Consider the following 18,114-nt stretch of genomic DNA (forward strand, 5'->3'; position numbering starts at 1 on the left):
CGGGCAGTTGGGGATGTTAGTTTCGTAGCGGCAGTTGCTGTTGGGTACTGGTGTTCTCCGGAGGGAGCAAGGTGCGCATCACACTGGCTGTCGAGACGGGGACCGGAGACAGCGCGGGCGCCACGGACGACCTGTACGACTGGCTGCGTCAGGACCCCGAGTTGCAGGGGCTGGTCCGGCGGGAGTCCCCGGTCGGCGCTCCGGCGGGAGCGATGGGCGGCGCGTGGAGCGAGGTGCTCAGCCTGCTGCTGGCCCCGGGCGGACCGACGGCGGCCGTCGGGGCGGCGGTCGTGATGTGGTTGCAGAACCGCCGGGGGAACCAGACGGTCACCATCAACCAGCCCGACGGCACCCAGATCGTCGTCACCTCCGAGAAGGTGCGCGGTCTGACCGCCGAAGGCACCAGTGACCTGGCCCAGCGGGTGGCGGAAGCACTTCGGCAGCCGCCGGCCCCCGACTCCGGGGAGGAAGGCACCGGCCGCCCGGCCGGGCAGGAGGACTGACCGTGCCGTTACGGGGGAGACCGGACCTGACCGGGCCCGGCTGCCACGCGGTGGTCGTGGGCACCGGAAATCACCCCGGGGACCTGCTGCACCCGCTGCCCTCCGCAGTGCCGTCGGCGTGGGCCCTGGCCGAGGTGCTGGCCACGGAGTGCGGCATGGGCGACCGGGTACGGCTGCTGTGCGACCCGCAGTCGCCGAGCGAGGTGCTCGCGGCGCTCGCCGAGGCGGTGGACCGCGCCGGGCCCGTCGAGGGGCGGTACGAGAGCGGAGTCGTCGTCTTCTGCCACGTCGGCCACGGACTGCGCGGCCCGGGCGGGCGACTGTATCTCGCGACGGCCGCGACGAGTTCCCTCACCGACACCGCACACTCGGTGCCGTACTCCGAGATCGAGCGCTATCTGAGCGACGGGTCCGCCGATCCGCTCATCGTGCTCGACTGCTGTTTCGCCGGGAACGCGCGGGAGCCGAGCCGTCCGACGACCTCGGACCCGTTCGGCGGCAGCCGGCCCCAGGGCAGCTATCTGCTGGCCTCCGCGCTGCGCGACACCCTCGCCTACGCCCCCGAGGGCGCCGAGTTCACCCTGTTCACGGGCCATCTGCTGAGCCTGCTGCGGGAGGGCGACGCGGGCGGGCCCCGCCTGCTGACGCCGGGCAGCCTCTACCGGCTCCTCGACCAGCGCCTCCAGGGCGGCCCCGCCCGGCCGTACGGCGGCGGCACCGCGCGGATGGCGGAACTGGTCCTCACCGTCAACCGCCGCTACGCGCCCGGCCCCGAGGCCGCCGTCACCGCCGCGGACCCGGACGCGGTCAGCCCTTACCCGGGCATCGTGCCCTTTCTGCCCGAGCAGCATCACCTCTTCTTCGGCCGGGACGAGGTGACTCGCGAGTTGCTGCGGCGCGTGGAGCGAACCCGGCCAGGTGAGCCACTGGTGGTGATCGGGACCTCGGGCGTCGGCAAGTCCTCGCTGCTGCGGGCCGGTCTGACCGTGGCGGCCGAGGAGGCGGAGCTGGGTCCGGTACGGATCGTGGCGGCACCAGGGGCACATCCGTTCCGTGCCCTCGCGGAGGCCTGGGCGGCGGCGGTGGGACGGCCGGTCCCGGAGGTGGTACGGGATCTGGAACGAGGGGTGTTCGGTGCCGATGACGTACCGTCGCCCGGCGTCCTTGTCATGGATCAGCTGGAGCAGTACTTCACCCACGCCGCCGACCTTGATGAGCAGCGGCGTTTCGCGGCCGCGCTCACGGCCGACCACGGTCCCCGGATCGTACTGGCGCTGCGCGCCGACTACCACGACGACGCCCTGCGCGACCGTCATCTGGGCCCCCTCGTGGCGCGCGAGCACTTCACCGTGCCCGCGCTCGACGACGCCGAGATCGAGGCGGCCATCGTCGGACCGGCGCGGTACGAGGGTCTGGAGTGGGAACCGGGCGTCCCGCAGATCCTCCGGCGCGAGGTGAGCGAGGAACGGGCGGGCGGCGGCCCTGGGGACGCGGCCGCGCTGCCGTTTTTGGCGCACGTCCTGCGCGAGATCTGGCTCCGGCGCCGCGGTGCGACCCTCACCTACGCCGCCTACCAGGAGGCCGGCGGCATCCGCGACGCCGTCGCCCGCACCGCCGAGCGGATCCACGCCGACCTCGACGACGATGGCCGCAGCCGACTGCGGGAGCTGACGCTGGCCATGGTCAACGTGGCCGACGGCGAGGGACGGCTGGTGCGCCGCCGGGTGCCCCGGGAGGAGCTGGCCGGCGCCGAGGACCTGATGCGCCGCCTCGCCGACGCCCGCCTCGTCGTCGTCGACGAGCAGGGCGGAGCACAGCTCGGCCACGACTCGCTGCTGTACGCCTGGCAGCGGCTGCACGACTGGATCGACGAGGTGCGCGACGATCTGCTCCGGCTGCGGCGGCTGACGGACGCGGCGGAGTCCTGGTCGGAGCACGGCAGCGGACTGTGGACGGGCACGAGCCTGGACGAGGCGAGGGCGCTGGTGGGACCCGAACGGTCGGCCAGACTGCCCATCCGCCAGGTGGTACGGGACTTCGTCACGGCCGCCGACCGGGCGCAGCGGCGCAGACGGTCGGTCACCCGGGCCTGGATCGCCGGGCTGTCGGCCCTCGCCCTGGTGGCCGGGGTGCTGGCGGGCTGGGCGCTGTACGAGAACGGTCAGGCGGCCGACCGGGAACGCAGCCTGATCGCCCGGGAGTTGGCCACCCAGGCCGACATCATGCGCGAGCGCGACCCGCAGACCGCCCTGCGGCTCAGCCTCGCCGCGTACCGCACGGCGCCGACACCGGAGACCCGGTCGAGCCTTTACTCGGCGGCGACGACGGTCGCACCCACCCATCTCTCGCCCGGCGGTCACAAGCGTGAGCCGGTGCTCAACCTCGCCTACAGCCCGGACGGGAAGGTGCTGGCCGCCGCTCACCGAGGCGGCAGGGTGCGGCTGTGGGACGTCACAAAGCCTTCGGTCCCGGTGGAGGCGGGGCAGTTCGAGCTGGTCGGCAGCGGGGCCATCGCCCACCACCCGCGCAAGCGGCTGCTGGCCGCGCAGACGGCGAAGTCGCTGACGCTGTGGGACGCCACCGACCCGCGCGCACCCCGGCGGGTGGCCCGGATGCCCATCGCCGAGGGCACCACCTTCACCCTGGCGTTCAGCCCGGACGGCAGGACGCTCGCGGCGGGCAGCGAGGCGGGCCGGCTCCGGCTGTGGGACGTGAGCGACCCGTCGCACCCCGCGCTGCGCGTGGAGCGGGCGATCGCGGACGCGGAGGTGATCTCGCTGGCGTTCACCCGCGACGGACGTCATCTGATCACCGGCAACGGCAACGGGCAGGGGGACAGCGAGCAGCCCGCTCAGGTGCGGCTGTGGGACCTGACCCACCCGGACCGGCCCGCGCTGCGGGACACCGAGCGGGCCGAGACGGTCATGGCGGTCGCGGCGCACCCGAAGCGCGACCTGGTGGTCGCGACGGGGGCCAGTGGGAAGGTCGCCTGGTGGGAGCTGGTGGACGGCCGGGAACTGCGGCGCGTCGAGGTGGAGGACTACCGCGACTACTGGGGCAGCCACCCGGACGGCATCCCCTCGCTCAGTTTCAGCGGGGACGGCAGGCTCCTCGCGGGAGCGGACCGGGACAACGGCGTGCACCGCGGCGATGTGACCGGAAAGATCTCGGACGTCGCGAACTGGGAGGATCTCTCCCCACTGCCGTCGGGCGAGCCCGCACAGTCGGTCGTCTTCAGCCCGGACAGCCGGTATCTGGCGGCCGGTGACGTGGCGGGCGAGATTCGGCTGTGGCCCGGCCGGAGTTCGGCCCCCGCGATCGAAGGCACCGTGCCGTCCTTCGTCGAGGCGGGCACCAGTGCCTTCAGCGGCGACGGCAGGCTGGTCCTCGCGCAGACCTACAACGCCGACTCCACGACCCGGACCCGGGTGTGGGACATCGGCGACACCCGCGCCCCGAGGGTCCGCTACACGCTGCCGAGGGGCTGGGAGGCCAACTACTTCCTCAACAGCCACAAGAAGCCCGTACTCCTCGCCCACTACTGGACCGAGGGACTGGAGCACACCTTCCAGTTCTGGACGTTCGACGCCGACGGCGAGCCGACCAGGGGCCGCAGCATCCGCCTCACCGCCGACGTCCCGCGCGTCGTGGTGAGCCCGGACGGCCGGCTGCTGGCCGCGGGCTCGGCGGAGGAGCAGGGCATCGCCCTGTACGACATCGAGGACCCGGCGAAGCCGGTGCGCGTCGGCACGGTCGACGCACCGATCAACGGGGATCTCTTCGCCACAGGAGAGCTGTGGTTCGCCGGGGACCGCGCCCTGGCGACCGTCGAGAACCGTGAGGATCTCGTCCTGTGGGACCTCTCCGACCCGGCCCGGCCCCACAAGGGCGGGCGCGTGAAGGGCGTGGCGCTGATGAAGAGCTCGATGTACGACGCCGGGTCCCGGCAACTCGTCACCGAGGACGTCGCACACGTGATCCGGGTGTGGGACCTTTCCCACCCCACGCAGCCGGACGGCGGCGCCCGCGTCCCGGCTGCTCCCGGCAACTACTTCCCCACCGTCGACGGGGAATTGGCGACAGCACTCAGCGACGGCACCGTCCAGTTCTGGGACGTCACCGATCCCGCCCGTCCGAAGAAGAAGCGGGACCTACGGCTCGACCGCGCCGTCTCCTCCATCTCCATGACCCCGGACGGCCGCCATGTGGTGACGGGCACCCCGTACCGCATCTGGACCGTCGGCCCGGACGGCAGGTGGGACTTCCCGGAGTTCGTGGAGTTGGCGAACGCCGAGGACGTCCACGTGCCCCGCTCCGACTCGCCCGAGGGCCCCGACTGGCTGGCGGTCACCGTGGAACGCACCTTCGGCAGCTCTCTCGACGACCGGAACACCCACCTCCTGGAATTCGACACCGATCACCTCTACCAGGAGATGTGCGAGGCGTACCCCTTGAGCGTCCCGGAGGGCCAGTGGGAAAGCCTCTTCCCGCACCTGTCCCACCGCGACTCCTGCGCTTGACCGCAGACCGCCCGGCGCACCCGCGGCTGCCGCTCGCCGTCCTTCACTCCGCCGAGTGAAATGCCCGGACTGGCCGGACGGCCGGCACGTGCTGACCGTCGAGCCCGAGCGGTACGCGGACATGCCCCTCGTTCGCACGATCAGGTTGCCGCACCAGCGGTGACCCCGGTCGGGGAGGGGGCCGGAGCCCCTGGCTCCCTCTCCGCCCGAAAGTCTCAGCTGAACACGATCATCGACCCCTGCGCCAGGCTCCGGGTCGCCGCCGCGTGCAGGCCCAGCCAGACGTGACGTTCGCGGGCGAACGGGCTCGGGTCGTACGGGGCGGGTACGGCGGGCTCCTCCAACTCCGTGGGACCGGGGGGAGGTTGCGGTGCCGCCGGAGGGTTGGCCGGGTCGATGCCGATGGAGGGGGCCACGAACTCCAGCTCGCGCAGCAGCGCCTGCGCGGAGCCCAACGGGCCGCCGCCGGCCAGGAGTTCTTCGTCGGACAACGGGTGCGGGAAGTCGACGGGGACGTACGCCCCCGCGTGGTCGTAGTGCCAGACCAGGTGGGACTGCTGGGCCGTCGTCTCGAACATCTCCAGCAGCTGTTCGTAGTCGCCGCCCAGTTCGTCGACCGGTGTCACCGGCAGGCCGCACACCTGCAGCAGGTACGCGCGGCGCAGGAAGTGCAGCGCGTCGTAGTCGAAGCCGGCCACCGGGGCGACCTCGCCGGACAGGCCCGGCATGTACTGGTACACCGGCACCGGTGGCAGCCCGGCCTCGGCGAGCACCTTGTTGTATTGCGCGAGTTCCTCGGCGAACGGGTTGTCGGGGGTGTGGCACAACACGTCGACGAGCGGTACCAGCCACAGGTCACAGGCCAAAAGAGGGCTCCTCACCACACAGGCGGCGCACAGCGCGTTGGTCGAAGAAGGGTAATCCGTGTGCTGCGGGGCGGGGCCCCGCGTGCAGGTCCCATACCCACGTCAGCGGGTGGCCAGCCGCTCGATCAGAGCCAGCGCGTGCGCGTTGTGCGCGGCGACGATGGAGCGCGCGGCGGTGGTGTCGCGCCGGGCGAGCGCGTCGATCAGTTCGGTGTGCTCGGCCCACAGCTGGCCGCGCAGATCACCGGCCCGGCGCAGGTGCTGCACCGTGCACACCCAGGACTGCACGCGCAACCGGTGCAGGAAGTCCCCCAGGTAGGGGTTGCCGAACAGGCCGCTCAGCTCCCGCCAGAAACGCAGGTCGTAGCCGATCAGCACGGTGAGGTCCCCGGCGCAGGCGGCGCGCTGCGCCTCCTCGCCGCGCCGCCGCACGCCCGCGAGTGCGGCGAGCGCGTGCGCATCGGCCGTGTCCCGGTAGTGCGCGGGCCCGCCCCGGCCCCCCTCCAGGGCGTGGAACATGCCGTCGACGACCAGGCTGCGCGCCTCGACGAGCCCGCGGAAGTCGGCGCGGGAGTACTCGCGCACCCGGAAGCCGCGGTGCTGGAGCGCGTCGAGCAGGCCCTGCGCGGACAGGTCGACCAGCGCCTCGCGCACCGGCGTCGCGGAGACCCCGTACTGGTCGGCGATCTCCTTGACCGTGAACTCCTGCCCCGGCTGGAGCCGTCCGGCCAGCACCTCGTCGCGCAGCGCGTCCGCGATCTGCTGCCGCAGGGTGCTGCGGGTCACAGCGCCGTTGCCGGGCATGGGCGGGGGGTCTCCTCGTCACGTGCGGGTGGCGTGTTCGTGGTACGGGTCCACGAGCACGCCACCTTACGCGTTCGGATGCCGGGCCGTGATTACTCGGTGTGCTCGTCGGCCACGGACAGGGCCGCGTCCAGCGCCGCCAGGCCCTCCTTCAGCTCGGCCTCGGTCACGTTGCAGGGCGGTACGACGTGCGTCCGGTTCATGTTCACGAACGGCCAGATGCCGCCCGCCCTGGCCGCCGCCGCGAAGGCCGCCATCGGGGCGTTCGCGGCACCGGCCGCGTTGTACGGCACCAGTGGCTCGCGGGTCTCCTCGTTCTTCACCAGCTCCAGCGCCCAGAACATGCCGGTGCCGCGCACCTCGCCCACGCACGGGTGCCGCTCGGCCAGCTCCCGCAGCGCCGGCTCGACGACCTCGGCGCCCAGCCGGGCCGCGTTCTCGACGACGCCCTCCTCGGCCATCACGTTGATCGTCGCGACGGCGGCGGCGCAGGCCAGGGGGTGGCCGGAGTACGTCAGCCCGCCCGGGTAGGGCCGCTTGCCGAAGGTCGCGGCGATCTCCCCGGAGATGGCGACGCCGCCGAGCGGCACGTAACCGGAGTTCACGCCCTTGGCGAAGGTCATCAGGTCCGGAACGACGCCGAACAGGTCCGCCGCGAACCACTCGCCGGTCCGCCCGAACCCCGCCATCACCTCGTCCAGGACGAAGACGATCCCGTACTTGTCGCAGATCTCGCGGACGCCCGCCAGATACCCCGGCGGCGGCACCATGATTCCCGCGGTCCCCGGGATCGTCTCCAGGATGATCGCGGCGATGGTCGCCGGGCCCTCGAAGGCGATCGTCGTCTCCAGGTGCTCCAGCGCCCGGGCGCACTCCTGCTCCTGCGTCTCGGCGTAGAAGCGCGAGCGGTACAGGAAGGGTGCCCAGAAGTGCACGACACCGGCCGCGCCGCTGTCGTTGGCCCAGCGGCGCGGGTCGCCGGTGATGTTCACGGCCTGCTGGGTGCCGCCGTGGTACGAGCGGTACGCCGACAGCACCTTGGGGCGGCCGGTGTGCAGCCGCGCCATCCGCACCGCGTGCTCCACGGCGTCGGCGCCGCCGTTGGTGAAGAAGATCTTGTCGAGGTCGCCGGGCGTGCGCTCGGCGATCAGCCGGGCGGCCTCGGAGCGGGCCTCGACGGCGAAGGCGGGCGCGAACGTGGACAGGGTCGCGGCCTGTTCCTGGATCGCGGCGACGACCTTGGGGTGCTGGTAGCCGATGTTCGTGTAGACGAGCCCGCTGGTGAAGTCGAGGTAGCGGTTGCCGTCGTAGTCCCAGAAGTACGACCCCTCCGCACCGGCGACGGCGAGCGGGTCGATGAGCTCCTGCGCGGACCAGGAGTGGAACACGTGCGCGCGGTCCGCGGCCTTCACGGCTGCGCCGGCGGCGGGACGGGGCTGAGGGGTCATGCGGCCGAGCGTAGGTGTCCGGGATGCGGACGCGACATCGGCGTCCTGTATGGGCTCTGGCGCATTCCGCGACAGATTGTCGACGGCCTCGGCCGGATCGCCCGGGCCAGTCATTGACAGGATGCTGTCGAAAATGACAGCATCCTGTCATGAGGCGGTCCTCGCCTCGCCGCATGGCCCGAGGAGGAGTCATGAACAGCAGCCGCAAGCCCGTCCACCTGGCCGTCTACGACACCCTCGCCGACTGGGAGACCGGGCACGCGACCGCGTTCCTCGCCCGCGCCGGCCACCCGATCCGCACCGTCGGCCGCACCACCGACCCGGTCACCAGCATCGGCGGCCTGCGCGTCCAGCCCGATGTGGCCCTGGACGACGTACGGCCCGAGGACAGCGCGCTGCTGATCCTCCCGGGCGCCGACCTCTGGGACGCGGGCGACGAACTGGCGCCGATGGCCCGCAAGGCGCGGGAGTTCCTGGCCGCCGGGGTCCCCGTCGCCGCGATCTGCGGGGCCACCGCCGGGCTCGCCCGCGAGGGCCTGCTCGACGACCGGGCCCACACCAGCGCGGTCTCCTTCTACCTCGCCGCGACCGGCTACCGGGGCGGCGCACGGTACGTCGACGCCGACGCGGTCACCGACGGACTCCTGATCACCGCCGGGCCGACCGAGCCGGTCGCCTTCGCCCGGGAGGTCCTCCGGCTGCTCGGGGTGTACGAGGGCGAGGTGCTCGACGCCTGGTACCGGCTGTTCCACGACTCCGACGCCGAGGCGTACGCCGTCCTCGAACAGGCGGGTGCACGGTGAGCCGCCGGCGGCAGGACCTGCTCAGCCGGGGCGCGCTCGGCGTGTTCCGGCTCAACGGCCAGTTCCTCGCGGTCGCGGAGGAACTGGCCCGCCCGGCCGGGCTCACGGCGGCCTGGTGGCAGGTCCTCGGCGCGGTGCTGCCCGAGCCGCTGCCCGTCGCCGGGATCGCCCGCGCGATGGGCATCACCCGGCAGAGCGTCCAGCGCGTCGCCGACCTGCTGGTGCAGCGGGGCCTGGCCGAATACCGGCCCAACCCCGCCCACCGCCGCGCCAAACTGCTGGCCCCCACCGAGGCGGGCCTGGCGGCGGTGCGCCGCATCGACCCCGGGCACGCCGAGTTCGCGGACCGGCTGGCGCGGGCGCTGGGGGAGGAGGAGTTCGAGGAGGCGGTGCGCGCGCTGGAGCGGCTGTCGCGGGTGCTCGACGAGGTGGGGATGCCGACGGCCGCCGTGGAGCCGTAGCGGGCGCGGACCGTCACCAGAGCCTCGGATTCCGTTACGGAACCGTGGAAAGCGGGCCGGCCGTCTCCCCGTACCGCCGCATTATTCTTCGGTCAACGCACAGGGGCGGATGGGGGAGGCGGATTCGCCGTGGAGAGACTGGGGCCTGGGGATCCACCGCGGATCGGTGCCTACCGGCTGCTGGCGCGGCTCGGCGCCGGCGGGATGGGGCACGTGTATCTGGCGCGGTCGGACCGGGGGCGGACCGTCGCGGTCAAGCTGGTGCGCAGCGAGCTGGCGGCGCTGGAGGAGTTCCGCGCGCGGTTCCGGCAGGAGGTGCGGGCCGCGCGGCAGGTCGGCGGTCACTGGACGGCTCCCGTGCTCGACGCCGACACCGAGGCGGCCGTGCCGTGGGTGGCCACCGGGTACGTCGCCGGCCCGAGTCTGCAGCAGGTCGTCGGGCGGGACCACGGGGCGCTGCCCGAGCGTTCGGTGCGGATCCTGGGGGCCGGGCTGGCGCACGCGCTGAAGGACATCCACGCCGCCGGAATCGTGCACCGCGACCTCAAGCCGTCCAATGTGCTCGTCACCATCGACGGACCCCGGGTCATCGACTTCGGGATCGCGCGGGCGATGGAGACCGTGACCGACGGGGGCCTGACCCGGACCGGCGCGCTCGTCGGCTCGCCCGGCTTCATGGCGCCCGAGCAGGTGCGCGGCGACCGCATCACGCCCGCCTGCGACGTGTTCTGCCTCGGCTCCGTCCTCGCCTACGCCGCCACCGGCACCCTCCCCTTCGGCGGCGCCGACAGCGGGGTGCACGCCCTGATGTTCCGCATCGCCCAGGAGGAACCCGACCTGGACGGCGTCCCCGAGGGCATCGCCGACCTCGTACGCCACTGCCTGCGCAAGGACCCGGCCGCCCGGCCGACGCTGGACGACATCCTGGAGCGCACGGGCGCGCAGGACACCGTCACCGGCGGCCGGTCCCGGGAACCCTGGCTGCCGGGCGCGCTGGTGGCGCAGCTCGGCCGGCACGCGGTGCAGTTGCTGGAGACGGAGGACCCGGAGGGGGCCGGGGGCGAGGACACGGACCGGGGGGCCTCACCCGAGCACGCGTCGGCCGCCGACGAGGCGGCACCGCCGGCCGCCGGACAGCCGGGGCCGCAGCCGCTGAACCGGATGCCCACGGTGGCCGCGCCCGGGGGTGCCGCCCCGGCGGCCCCGCCGCATCCGGCGTACGGCTCCCTGCAGCAGGGGCACGGCCATCCCCAGCAGCCGCAGGGAGCTGCTTCCGCGCCGGCCCCGGCGCCCGCACCGCCGTACGCCCCCGCGTACGGACCCCCCAACGGGGGCGCGCCGACCGGCGGCGGGTACCCGGGCGGCCACGGCCCGTACGCGGGCACCCCCTACCCGTCCGGCCCCCACGCCCACGGCCCTTACGGCACCGCCCCGTACGCCGGCGGCGCCTACGGGGGTCTCGGCCCCACCCCGCCCTACGGCCCGCCCGCCGTCGTCACCTCCGAGGAGCCGGGCCGCCGAAGCGGGCGCGCCACCGCCGCGCTCGTCGCCATCGCGGTGGTCGTCGCGCTCGCCGCCGGCGGGTCGGTGTACGCGCTGATGGACGGCGGCGAGGGTCCGCAGCCCGGCCCCACGACCTCCGCGTCCGCCGAATCCTCCGCCCCGGTCACCCCCGAGGCGTCCACGCCGGCGCCGGAGCCCTCCCCGTCGGCCTCGTCCGCGGCCGCCGACGGGGCGATACCCGGCGACTACCTCGGCACCTGGACGACGACCATCGACAACGCGAGCGGCCTGCACACCCGGCGGCTGATCCTCCAGCAGGGCGAGGTCGGCGACACGGTCCTGTCCCTCGTCGCGGACGGACCCGCCGAGGGCGGCGGCAGCTACCACTGCGTCTTCCAGGCGGAGCTGACCGAGGAGCCCGGCGCGGACGGTCCGGTGCGGGTCGGCCCGTCCACGGTGACGGTCGGCGAACCGCCCACCGCCTGCACGCCGGGCGCGGCCACCGAGATCACCCTGCTGCCGGACGGCGGTCTCCAGCGCGTGAACGGGACCACGGGGGAGAAACTGACCTACCGGCACCAGTGACGCGTGCCGGGTCACGGCCGAATTCCCCTTTCCCGTGAGGAAGTTGAACGGACAGCGAACATTGATGCCGGCGCCCTGACCGGCCTTTCGGTCAGACGTACGGTGACCCCACCATCCGGGCTCTGGGAGTGGCGGGGGACCACCAGTGGAGTGGCTGAACATCGAGAGCGTCATCGCCATCGGCACGTCCGTCCTCGGTCTCCTCGTGCCCATCGCGATGTTCCTGTACGACCGCCGGGTGCCGCGCCGCAAGCTGATCGGCTACCGCGTGCAGATGGACAGCCCGATAGGCGACGGGTCGTCCAACCCCCGGCTCGGGGACTTCGACGTGCCGAACATGGCCGACGCCTCGCTCGTCCTGCTGCGCATCGAGAACGACGGATCGCAGAGCGTGGCCGACAACGACTACACCTCCTCCGAGGTCCACGGCCTGACCGCCGAGTTCACGGGCCGCACGGTCCAGGCCGTCTCGGTCACCCAGCCCTCCGGCATCGAGCACCTCAACAGCCACTTCACGGGCGCCAACGGCTTCGAGCACATCGGCAGCACGGTGACCATCCCGCGCGTCCCGCTCAACCCCGGCGACCACTTCAAGCTGCTCGTGCTGCTCTCCGGCGGTCCGGCGGAGGGCGAGGTGAAGCTGATCGGCGGCCTGCGGGACGGCAAGGTCCACCGCAACAGCGCCCCCAAGCCGGACGAGAAGCAGCGGATGTTCTCGCCCATGGCCCGGCTGCTGAGCGCCGCGTGGGTGACGCGGGCGACCCTCCGGGCCCCCATGCGGGGCTGTTGATGTGGTCACGGCAATAGTGCGCCCATGGACCGCGCAAGCGGCGTCTCGGCCCAGGAGGACACATGCGTCCCACACGGGCGGCACCCCGTGGCGCCGGGCTGCGCACCCCACCCCCGACACCCCGACGCCGGGTGGGCAGGCACCCCGGGTCACCGCACGCCCTCCCCCCGCCGTCACCTCACCTCGGCTCCGGCGGCCGCTGCCGAGGCATGTTCGGCCGCGCCCCGGCCCCCGGCGGCAACGGAAACCTCCCCTGCCCGCCCGCCCCCTCCGGCCGCCCTCCCGAGGCCAGCGCCGACTGGATGCCGAGCGGCGCCGACCCGGTCCGGAACTCCACCATCCAGTCCGCCGTCTCCGTGCGCACCAGCTCCGTCACGTCCTCCGAGAACCTGCGCAGCACCCCCAGGCACCGCTCGGCCGCCTCCCCGGCCGTCCCCTCGGTGGGCCCCAGGACCTCCCGCACGCTCTCCGACGCCCAGTCGAACTGCAACGCCTGCAACCTGCGCTGGACGGCCTGCGCGGTCGCCACGTCCCTTATCCACCCGGACGTCACGCCGAAGTACCGGTCCACCGCGACACACGACACCCCGAGCAGCAGCGCCAGGTACCCCCAGGGCGCCACGCCTCCCACCACACCGGTCAGGTCGAGGAAGGGCAGCGCGGCCCCGGTCACCGCTCCCACCGCCGCCCCGCCCCGCAGCACCCGGGCACTGCGCCGCTTCCACACCCGGTCGGCGAGGTACCAGGCCGCCGTCTCCAGCGCCCCGCGCTCCACCCACCGGTAGAGCTCGTCGAGCCGGACCGCGGGCTCCGCCCAGTCCCCGGGCGGGAACGCCCGCCCGGTCAGATCGCCCGGCCGCAGTCCGGCCGCGCCCTCGCCCCGCCCGTCCTGAGGCGGCCCCTCGGGCTGCATCTCCGGCTGACCCACCCGGCACTCCCTATCGACCACAGCTGATCACGGTGCGTGACACGTCGTACGGGCGGAGCCCGCGTCGCCACGACGTCCCGCCCGATGGTGACGCCGATGCGCCGGAACCCTTCCTACCGCCCAATGGGTGGCGAAGGCCTGCTTTCCCCTGTTTTCCGCCCGGAAGTGGGCCTTGATCAGGTATAGGAAACGGAGTCCTCTCACTCGAAAGAGTGCTGGGGCGACGGCCGCGTGGACCACGTAGGCTCGTGCTGAGCGGGAAACCCCGTGCCTCGTGAGCGCCGAAGAGGAGCTGATCGTGATCCCCGGTGGTGGCCAGCCCAACATGCAGCAGCTGCTGCAGCAGGCCCAGAAGATGCAGCAGGACCTGGCGAAGGCGCAGGAGGAACTGGCGCAGACGGAGGTCGACGGCCAGGCGGGCGGCGGCCTGGTGAAGGCCACGGTCACCGGCGCCGGTGAGCTCCGCGCGCTGCGGATCGACCCGAAGGCGGTGGACCCGGAGGACACCGAGACCCTCGCCGACCTGATCGTGGCGGCGGTGCACGCGGCCAACGAGAACGCGCAGACCCTCCAGCAGCAGAAGCTGGGCCCGCTGGCGCAGGGCCTGGGCGGCGGTGGGATCCCCGGTCTGCCCTTCTGAGCCGGACTGCGGGAAACTACCGTACGTACTGAACGAGACCCAGGAAGGGCGGCAGTCCGTTGTACGAAGGCGTGGTCCAGGACCTCATCGACGAGCTGGGGCGGCTGCCCGGCGTCGGTCCCAAGAGCGCCCAGCGGATCGCTTTCCACGTGCTGCAGGCGGAACCGACGGACGTCCGCCGGCTCGCGCACGCCCTCCTGGAGGTCAAGGCGAAGGTCCGCTTCTGCGCCACCTGCGGCAACGTCGCCCAGGAGGAGCTGTGCGGCATCTGCCGCGACAGCCGCCGCGACCCGGCGGTGATCTGCGTGGTCGAGGAACCCAAGGACGTCGTGGCGATCGAGCGCACGCGTGAGTTCCGCGGCCGTTACCACGTGCTCGGCGGCGCCATCAGTCCGATCGAGGGCGTCGGCCCCGACGATCTGCGGATACGGGAGCTGCTGGCCCGGCTGGCCGACGGGACGGTCACCGAGCTGATCCTGGCCACCGACCCCAATCTCGAAGGCGAGGCCACGGCGACGTACCTCGCCCGCATGATCAAGCCCATGGGCCTGAAGGTCACCCGCCTGGCCAGCGGCCTCCCGGTGGGTGGGGACCTGGAATACGCGGACGAGGTGACCCTCGGTCGCGCCTTCGAGGGGAGACGACTCCTAGATGTCTGACGCCACGCTGCACTCCACGACACGGGACCCGGGCGACTTCGCGGTCCAGATCGCGGACCAGGTCGAGAGTTTTCTGGTGGCCGTCACCGAGGTGGCCAGGGGAGACGAGCCGGCCTCGGCCGTCCCCTTCCTGCTGCTGGAGGTGTCCCAACTCCTCCTGGCCGGCGGCCGCCTGGGCGCCCACGAGGACATCGTCCCCGAGGAGCGCTACGAACCCGACCTCGGCCCCGAGCCCGACGTCGACGGACTCCGGGAGAACTTCGCGCGGCTGCTGGAGCCGATCGACGTCTACTCCGAGGTCTTCGACCCCTACGAGCCCCGCAAGGCCCCCGTTCCCGCCCGCATCTCCGACGACCTCGCCGACATCATCACCGACCTCCGCCACGGCATGGCCCACTACCGCGCCGGCCGCGTCACGGAGGCCCTGTGGTGGTGGCAGTTCTCCTACTTCTCCAACTGGGGCCCCACCGCCTCCGCCGTCCTGCGCGCCCTGCAGTCGGTCCTCATCCACGTCCGGCTGAACCAGCCCCTGGAGGAGCTGGACGGCCTGGACACCGACCACGGCATGGGCGACGACACGCTCGAGATCGAGGCCGGCAAGGTGATGCAGCAGGAGATCGCGGGGCCGCTGGGCCTGCGGGTGAAGTAGCCGGGCGACACGGGCGGCGGACGCCTCAAATGTGCGCACTTGCCTGACGGTCGTGCCCGTCGGGCGCCATCATGTGACGTATGAGTGGCGTGTTCGAGCGGCGGCCCGCGGTGACCGCTTCGGGGGACGGGTCGGTCGCGGCGGGCGGTGACATAGGCACCGCCGTCACCGCGCCGGGCGCGATCGGTACGCAGTACATCGGGACCGCCAACTTCCTGGCGCCGCCCATCCACCCACAGGCGGCCTCGGTGGACTGCCCGCCCCGCCTGACGAACGTCTTCGAGCGCCCGGGTGTGTTGTTCAAGGGACGTGGGCGCGAACTCCGTCTCCTCAGCGACGCGTTCGCATCCGGCGAAGGTCCTTTCGCGCAGGCGCTGCACGGACTGGGGGGCATCGGCAAGTCGACGCTGGCCGCCCACTGGGTGGCCGAGTGCGTGACGTGCGACCTGGTGTGGTGGATCACCGCCGACAGCCCGGCCGCCATCGACGCGGGACTGGCATCGCTCGCCGCGGAGCTGCACCCCGCCCTGGCGACGGTCTTCTCGCAGGAGCAGCTGAGCACCTGGGCCCTGCAATGGCTGGCCTCCCACGACAACTGGCTGCTCGTCCTCGACGACGTCTCCGAGCCGGCCGACATCTCTCCTCTGATGGCTCGCGCGGGTGCACACGGCCGTTTTCTGATCACCACGAGAAGGGCTACTGGCTGGCGGGGCGTCGCCGAGCCCCTGCCGGTCGACGTACTCGACCACGAGGACGCCGTCGATCTGTTCCTGGAAATCTGCCCCGATGCCGGGGAAGGCGTCGCCGAGATCTGCGCGGAGCTTGGCTGTCTGCCGCTGGCCGTCCACCAGGCGGCGGCGTACTGCGAGGCAAGTGGCACGAGCGCCCAGGAGTACCTCGAACTGCTGGCCGAAGTCCCCGGCCAGGTGTACGCCACGACGGCCGAAGGGCGCGATCCGGAGCGCACCGTCGCCCGCGTCTGGCACATCACTCTCGACCGCCTCGCCCCCGACCCGACGGCCGTGGCGATCCTGCTCCTCCTCGCCTGGTACGCCCCGGACGGCATCCCCCGCTCCCTGCTCGACGGCTTCGGCGACAAACTGACCGTGCGCAGTGCCGTGGGCCGACTGGCCGCGCACAGCATGATCAAGGTGCACCGGGACACCGGCACGCTGTCCGTGCACGGTCTGGTCCAGGCCGTCTCGCGCAAGGCCGGTGAACCGCACCGCTCGCCGGAGGAGGTGGACCGGGCGCGGGACCGGGCGGCGAGCGCTTTGGTGGCCGCGCTGCCCGACGACGTTGACGACCCGGCCGATTGGCCCACCTGGCGTGCCCTGCTGCCGCACGTCGAGGCCATGGCGGTGCTCCGCCCTCCGGAGGCGGACTCCGAGGACCTGGCACGGGCGCTCAGCCGCGCGGGTTGGTTCGCCGCCGGCCAAGGCATGCCGACCCGCGCCAGGGAACTCCTCCTGCGTGCCGAGACCGGCCTGGTACGCCTCGTCGGGCCCGAGCACCTCTCTGCACTGACCGTGCGCAGCCGGCTGATAGATCTCGGCCCGGCGTCCGTCGAGGAGGCCACCCGGCACGCCGACCTGTGCCACAGCGTGCTGGGTGACCGCCATCCCGAAACGATCAGCGCCCGATCCGCACACTCTGCGGGCACGGGCCGATCTCGCCTCGATCCAGGTGGTCCTGGGAGACATCAAGGGAGCGCTCGACGGCCTGAGCCACGTACATGCCGACTGCGTCCGCGCGCTGGGTGCTCGGCATCCGCTGACCCTCGAGGTACGAGGCCGTATCGGCGGCATGGCCGGCCCCGGCGACCTCATGACGACCATGGGGTCGGAGATGGTGACCGTCCTTCAGGAGCGATCCGGCGAGGGCTTCAAGGAGCTGTTCGACCGGATGGCCGACGAGGTGTCCCTGGAGGAGGCGCGCGCATGGGCCGAGGAACAACTTGTGCCGGCCGAGGCACATTTCGCCGAATGCGAGCAGGTGCTGGGCCCTGGGCACACCGACACCATCGCCGCGAGACTGCACCTTGTCGCCTTGCACGGTATGAAGCAGGACTCCGCCGGGGCTGTCATGCATGCGAGAGAGGCGGTCGCGACGGCCACCCGGCACCTCGGCCCGGGAGCACCCATGCTGTTCATGGCCCAGGCGTTGCTCCTCATCGTCTCCGTCATGGACGACGACGTCTCCGCCGACGGGGTACGCGCCCTGAACGCCCAGATCCAGTCGCTCACCCGCCGGATGCAGGACGACCTTCCGCCTCCGCTGCCCCCGCCAGGCGGCGAATCCCGTGTCACGGGCTTGCCGGACGCGCCATGATGGCCCGATGAACTCGAAGCCGTTGCTGTTGAGTGGAATCGGGCTGTGCGGGGTCGGTGTGATCACGCTTGTGGTGGTGGCCGCGGTCGATCTCGGCAGAGCCGATCAGATCGCCAGCGTGACGGGCGCGGCCGTCGGGCTCGTCGGAGTCGCGCTCGCGTTGCTCGGGCAGTTCGGCGGCGCACGGTCGGGGGTCGACGCTTCCGGTGACGGGGCGGTCGCGGCAGGTGGGAGCATCGGATTCGCGTCGACCGGTGGGGGTACGCCTGCGGCGGGCCCGGTTCCGCAGCCCGCACCCCGCCCCGGCACCCCGCCACCCGGGCAGGTGAACGCCTCAGGCAGGGGATCCGTCGCTGCGGGCGGTGACATCGGGTCGGCCTCGACGGGCAGTGGGCCCACGCCCTGAGCTCGACCATCGATGCGACGCGTCCGAGCGAGTGCAGCTTTGTGATGCGGGGCACTTTCCGAGTGGCCCCGGGTCCGTGCGGGCATGTGCCCCTCCGGAGCGGGCGGCGGGACATCTCACCATGCGATATCGCGAAGGTGATTTTCGGCCGCTCGTTAGACTGAGCCGACCGCGGTGCATATGCGTACCTGTGGACTGCGGAACATACGACGGACTGA

Annotated in this window: 15 protein-coding genes and 1 pseudogene; 12 read left to right on the forward strand and 4 right to left on the reverse strand. The window is 72.6% G+C overall.

Going from position 1 to position 18,114, the window contains the following annotated elements; genetic code table 11:
* The first annotated feature begins 71 nt into the window (after positions 1–71).
* The gene (locus IPT68_RS19615; protein ID WP_189695787.1) at positions 72–503 is read left to right on the forward strand and encodes an effector-associated constant component EACC1; all 432 of its coding nucleotides are present in this window, start codon (positions 72–74) and stop codon (positions 501–503) included.
* Between the two features lie 56 nt (positions 504–559).
* Positions 560–5,023, forward strand: a complete 4,464-nt coding sequence (locus IPT68_RS19620; RefSeq protein WP_189695786.1) for an nSTAND1 domain-containing NTPase — start codon at positions 560–562, stop codon at positions 5,021–5,023.
* A 215-nt stretch (positions 5,024–5,238) separates the two neighbouring features.
* Here IPT68_RS19620 and IPT68_RS19625 read toward each other — a convergent pair whose 3' ends face one another.
* The 3 genes from IPT68_RS19625 to IPT68_RS19635 all read right to left on the reverse strand — a co-directional run bounded on the left by IPT68_RS19625 (position 5,239) and on the right by IPT68_RS19635 (position 8,141).
* On the reverse strand, positions 5,239–5,889 hold the full coding sequence (locus IPT68_RS19625) for a hypothetical protein (protein WP_189695785.1): 651 nt from the start codon (positions 5,887–5,889) through the stop codon (positions 5,239–5,241).
* Between the two features lie 102 nt (positions 5,890–5,991).
* Positions 5,992–6,693, reverse strand: a complete 702-nt coding sequence (locus tag IPT68_RS19630) for a GntR family transcriptional regulator (RefSeq protein WP_189695784.1) — start codon at positions 6,691–6,693, stop codon at positions 5,992–5,994.
* 92 nt (positions 6,694–6,785) lie between these two features.
* Positions 6,786–8,141 carry an aspartate aminotransferase family protein gene (locus IPT68_RS19635; protein WP_189695783.1) on the reverse strand — a complete coding sequence of 452 codons (1,356 nt, stop codon included), beginning with the start codon at positions 8,139–8,141 and terminating at the stop codon, positions 6,786–6,788.
* A gap of 191 nt (positions 8,142–8,332) precedes the next feature.
* On the opposite strand from IPT68_RS19635, the gene IPT68_RS19640 reads away from it, so the two are divergent.
* From IPT68_RS19640 to IPT68_RS19655, 4 genes are all read left to right on the forward strand, one after another.
* Complete coding sequence (locus IPT68_RS19640; RefSeq protein ID WP_189695782.1) at positions 8,333–8,944, forward strand: type 1 glutamine amidotransferase family protein; 612 nt, start codon at positions 8,333–8,335, stop codon at positions 8,942–8,944.
* Positions 8,941–9,405: a MarR family winged helix-turn-helix transcriptional regulator gene (locus IPT68_RS19645; protein ID WP_189695781.1), complete on the forward strand. Its 465-nt coding sequence runs from the start codon at positions 8,941–8,943 to the stop codon at positions 9,403–9,405. Before IPT68_RS19640 ends, IPT68_RS19645 begins: the two co-directional genes overlap by 4 nt.
* 129 nt (positions 9,406–9,534) lie before the next feature.
* Positions 9,535–11,493 (forward strand): serine/threonine-protein kinase, encoded by a 1,959-nt coding sequence (locus tag IPT68_RS19650; protein ID WP_189695780.1) that lies wholly within the window; start codon positions 9,535–9,537, stop codon positions 11,491–11,493.
* A 145-nt stretch (positions 11,494–11,638) separates the two neighbouring features.
* Positions 11,639–12,283 carry a hypothetical protein gene (locus IPT68_RS19655; RefSeq protein ID WP_189695779.1) on the forward strand — a complete coding sequence of 215 codons (645 nt, stop codon included), beginning with the start codon at positions 11,639–11,641 and terminating at the stop codon, positions 12,281–12,283.
* 178 nt (positions 12,284–12,461) lie between these two features.
* Here the strand turns inward: IPT68_RS19655 and IPT68_RS19660 are convergent, their stop codons facing one another.
* The gene (locus IPT68_RS19660; RefSeq protein WP_189695778.1) at positions 12,462–13,211 is read right to left on the reverse strand and encodes an SLATT domain-containing protein; all 750 of its coding nucleotides are present in this window, start codon (positions 13,209–13,211) and stop codon (positions 12,462–12,464) included.
* 298 nt (positions 13,212–13,509) lie between these two features.
* On the opposite strand from IPT68_RS19660, the gene IPT68_RS19665 reads away from it, so the two are divergent.
* The 6 genes and pseudogenes from IPT68_RS19665 to IPT68_RS19685 all read left to right on the forward strand — a co-directional run bounded on the left by IPT68_RS19665 (position 13,510) and on the right by IPT68_RS19685 (position 17,896).
* A complete protein-coding gene (locus tag IPT68_RS19665) occupies positions 13,510–13,851 on the forward strand; it encodes a YbaB/EbfC family nucleoid-associated protein (protein ID WP_189696173.1) in 342 nt (113 codons plus the stop codon).
* Between the two features lie 59 nt (positions 13,852–13,910).
* Complete coding sequence (recR, locus tag IPT68_RS19670) at positions 13,911–14,510, forward strand: recombination mediator RecR (RefSeq protein WP_189695777.1); 600 nt, start codon at positions 13,911–13,913, stop codon at positions 14,508–14,510.
* Positions 14,503–15,159 carry a DUF5063 domain-containing protein gene (locus IPT68_RS19675; RefSeq protein ID WP_189695776.1) on the forward strand — a complete coding sequence of 219 codons (657 nt, stop codon included), beginning with the start codon at positions 14,503–14,505 and terminating at the stop codon, positions 15,157–15,159. Before recR ends, IPT68_RS19675 begins: the two co-directional genes overlap by 8 nt.
* An 80-nt stretch (positions 15,160–15,239) precedes the next feature.
* Positions 15,240–15,881: pseudogene (locus IPT68_RS35035) on the forward strand (NB-ARC domain-containing protein); the annotation flags it as partial.
* Between the two features lie 889 nt (positions 15,882–16,770).
* Positions 16,771–17,490, forward strand: coding sequence for a hypothetical protein (locus IPT68_RS34180; RefSeq protein WP_228040745.1), 720 nt, complete (start codon positions 16,771–16,773; stop codon positions 17,488–17,490).
* Between the two features lie 7 nt (positions 17,491–17,497).
* On the forward strand, positions 17,498–17,896 hold the full coding sequence (locus IPT68_RS19685; RefSeq protein ID WP_194073994.1) for a hypothetical protein: 399 nt from the start codon (positions 17,498–17,500) through the stop codon (positions 17,894–17,896).
* Positions 17,897–18,114 lie beyond the last annotated feature (218 nt).

The sequence above is a fragment of the Streptomyces chromofuscus genome (assembly GCF_015160875.1).
In the GTDB taxonomy this organism is placed as follows: Bacteria; Actinomycetota; Actinomycetes; order Streptomycetales; family Streptomycetaceae; genus Streptomyces; species Streptomyces chromofuscus.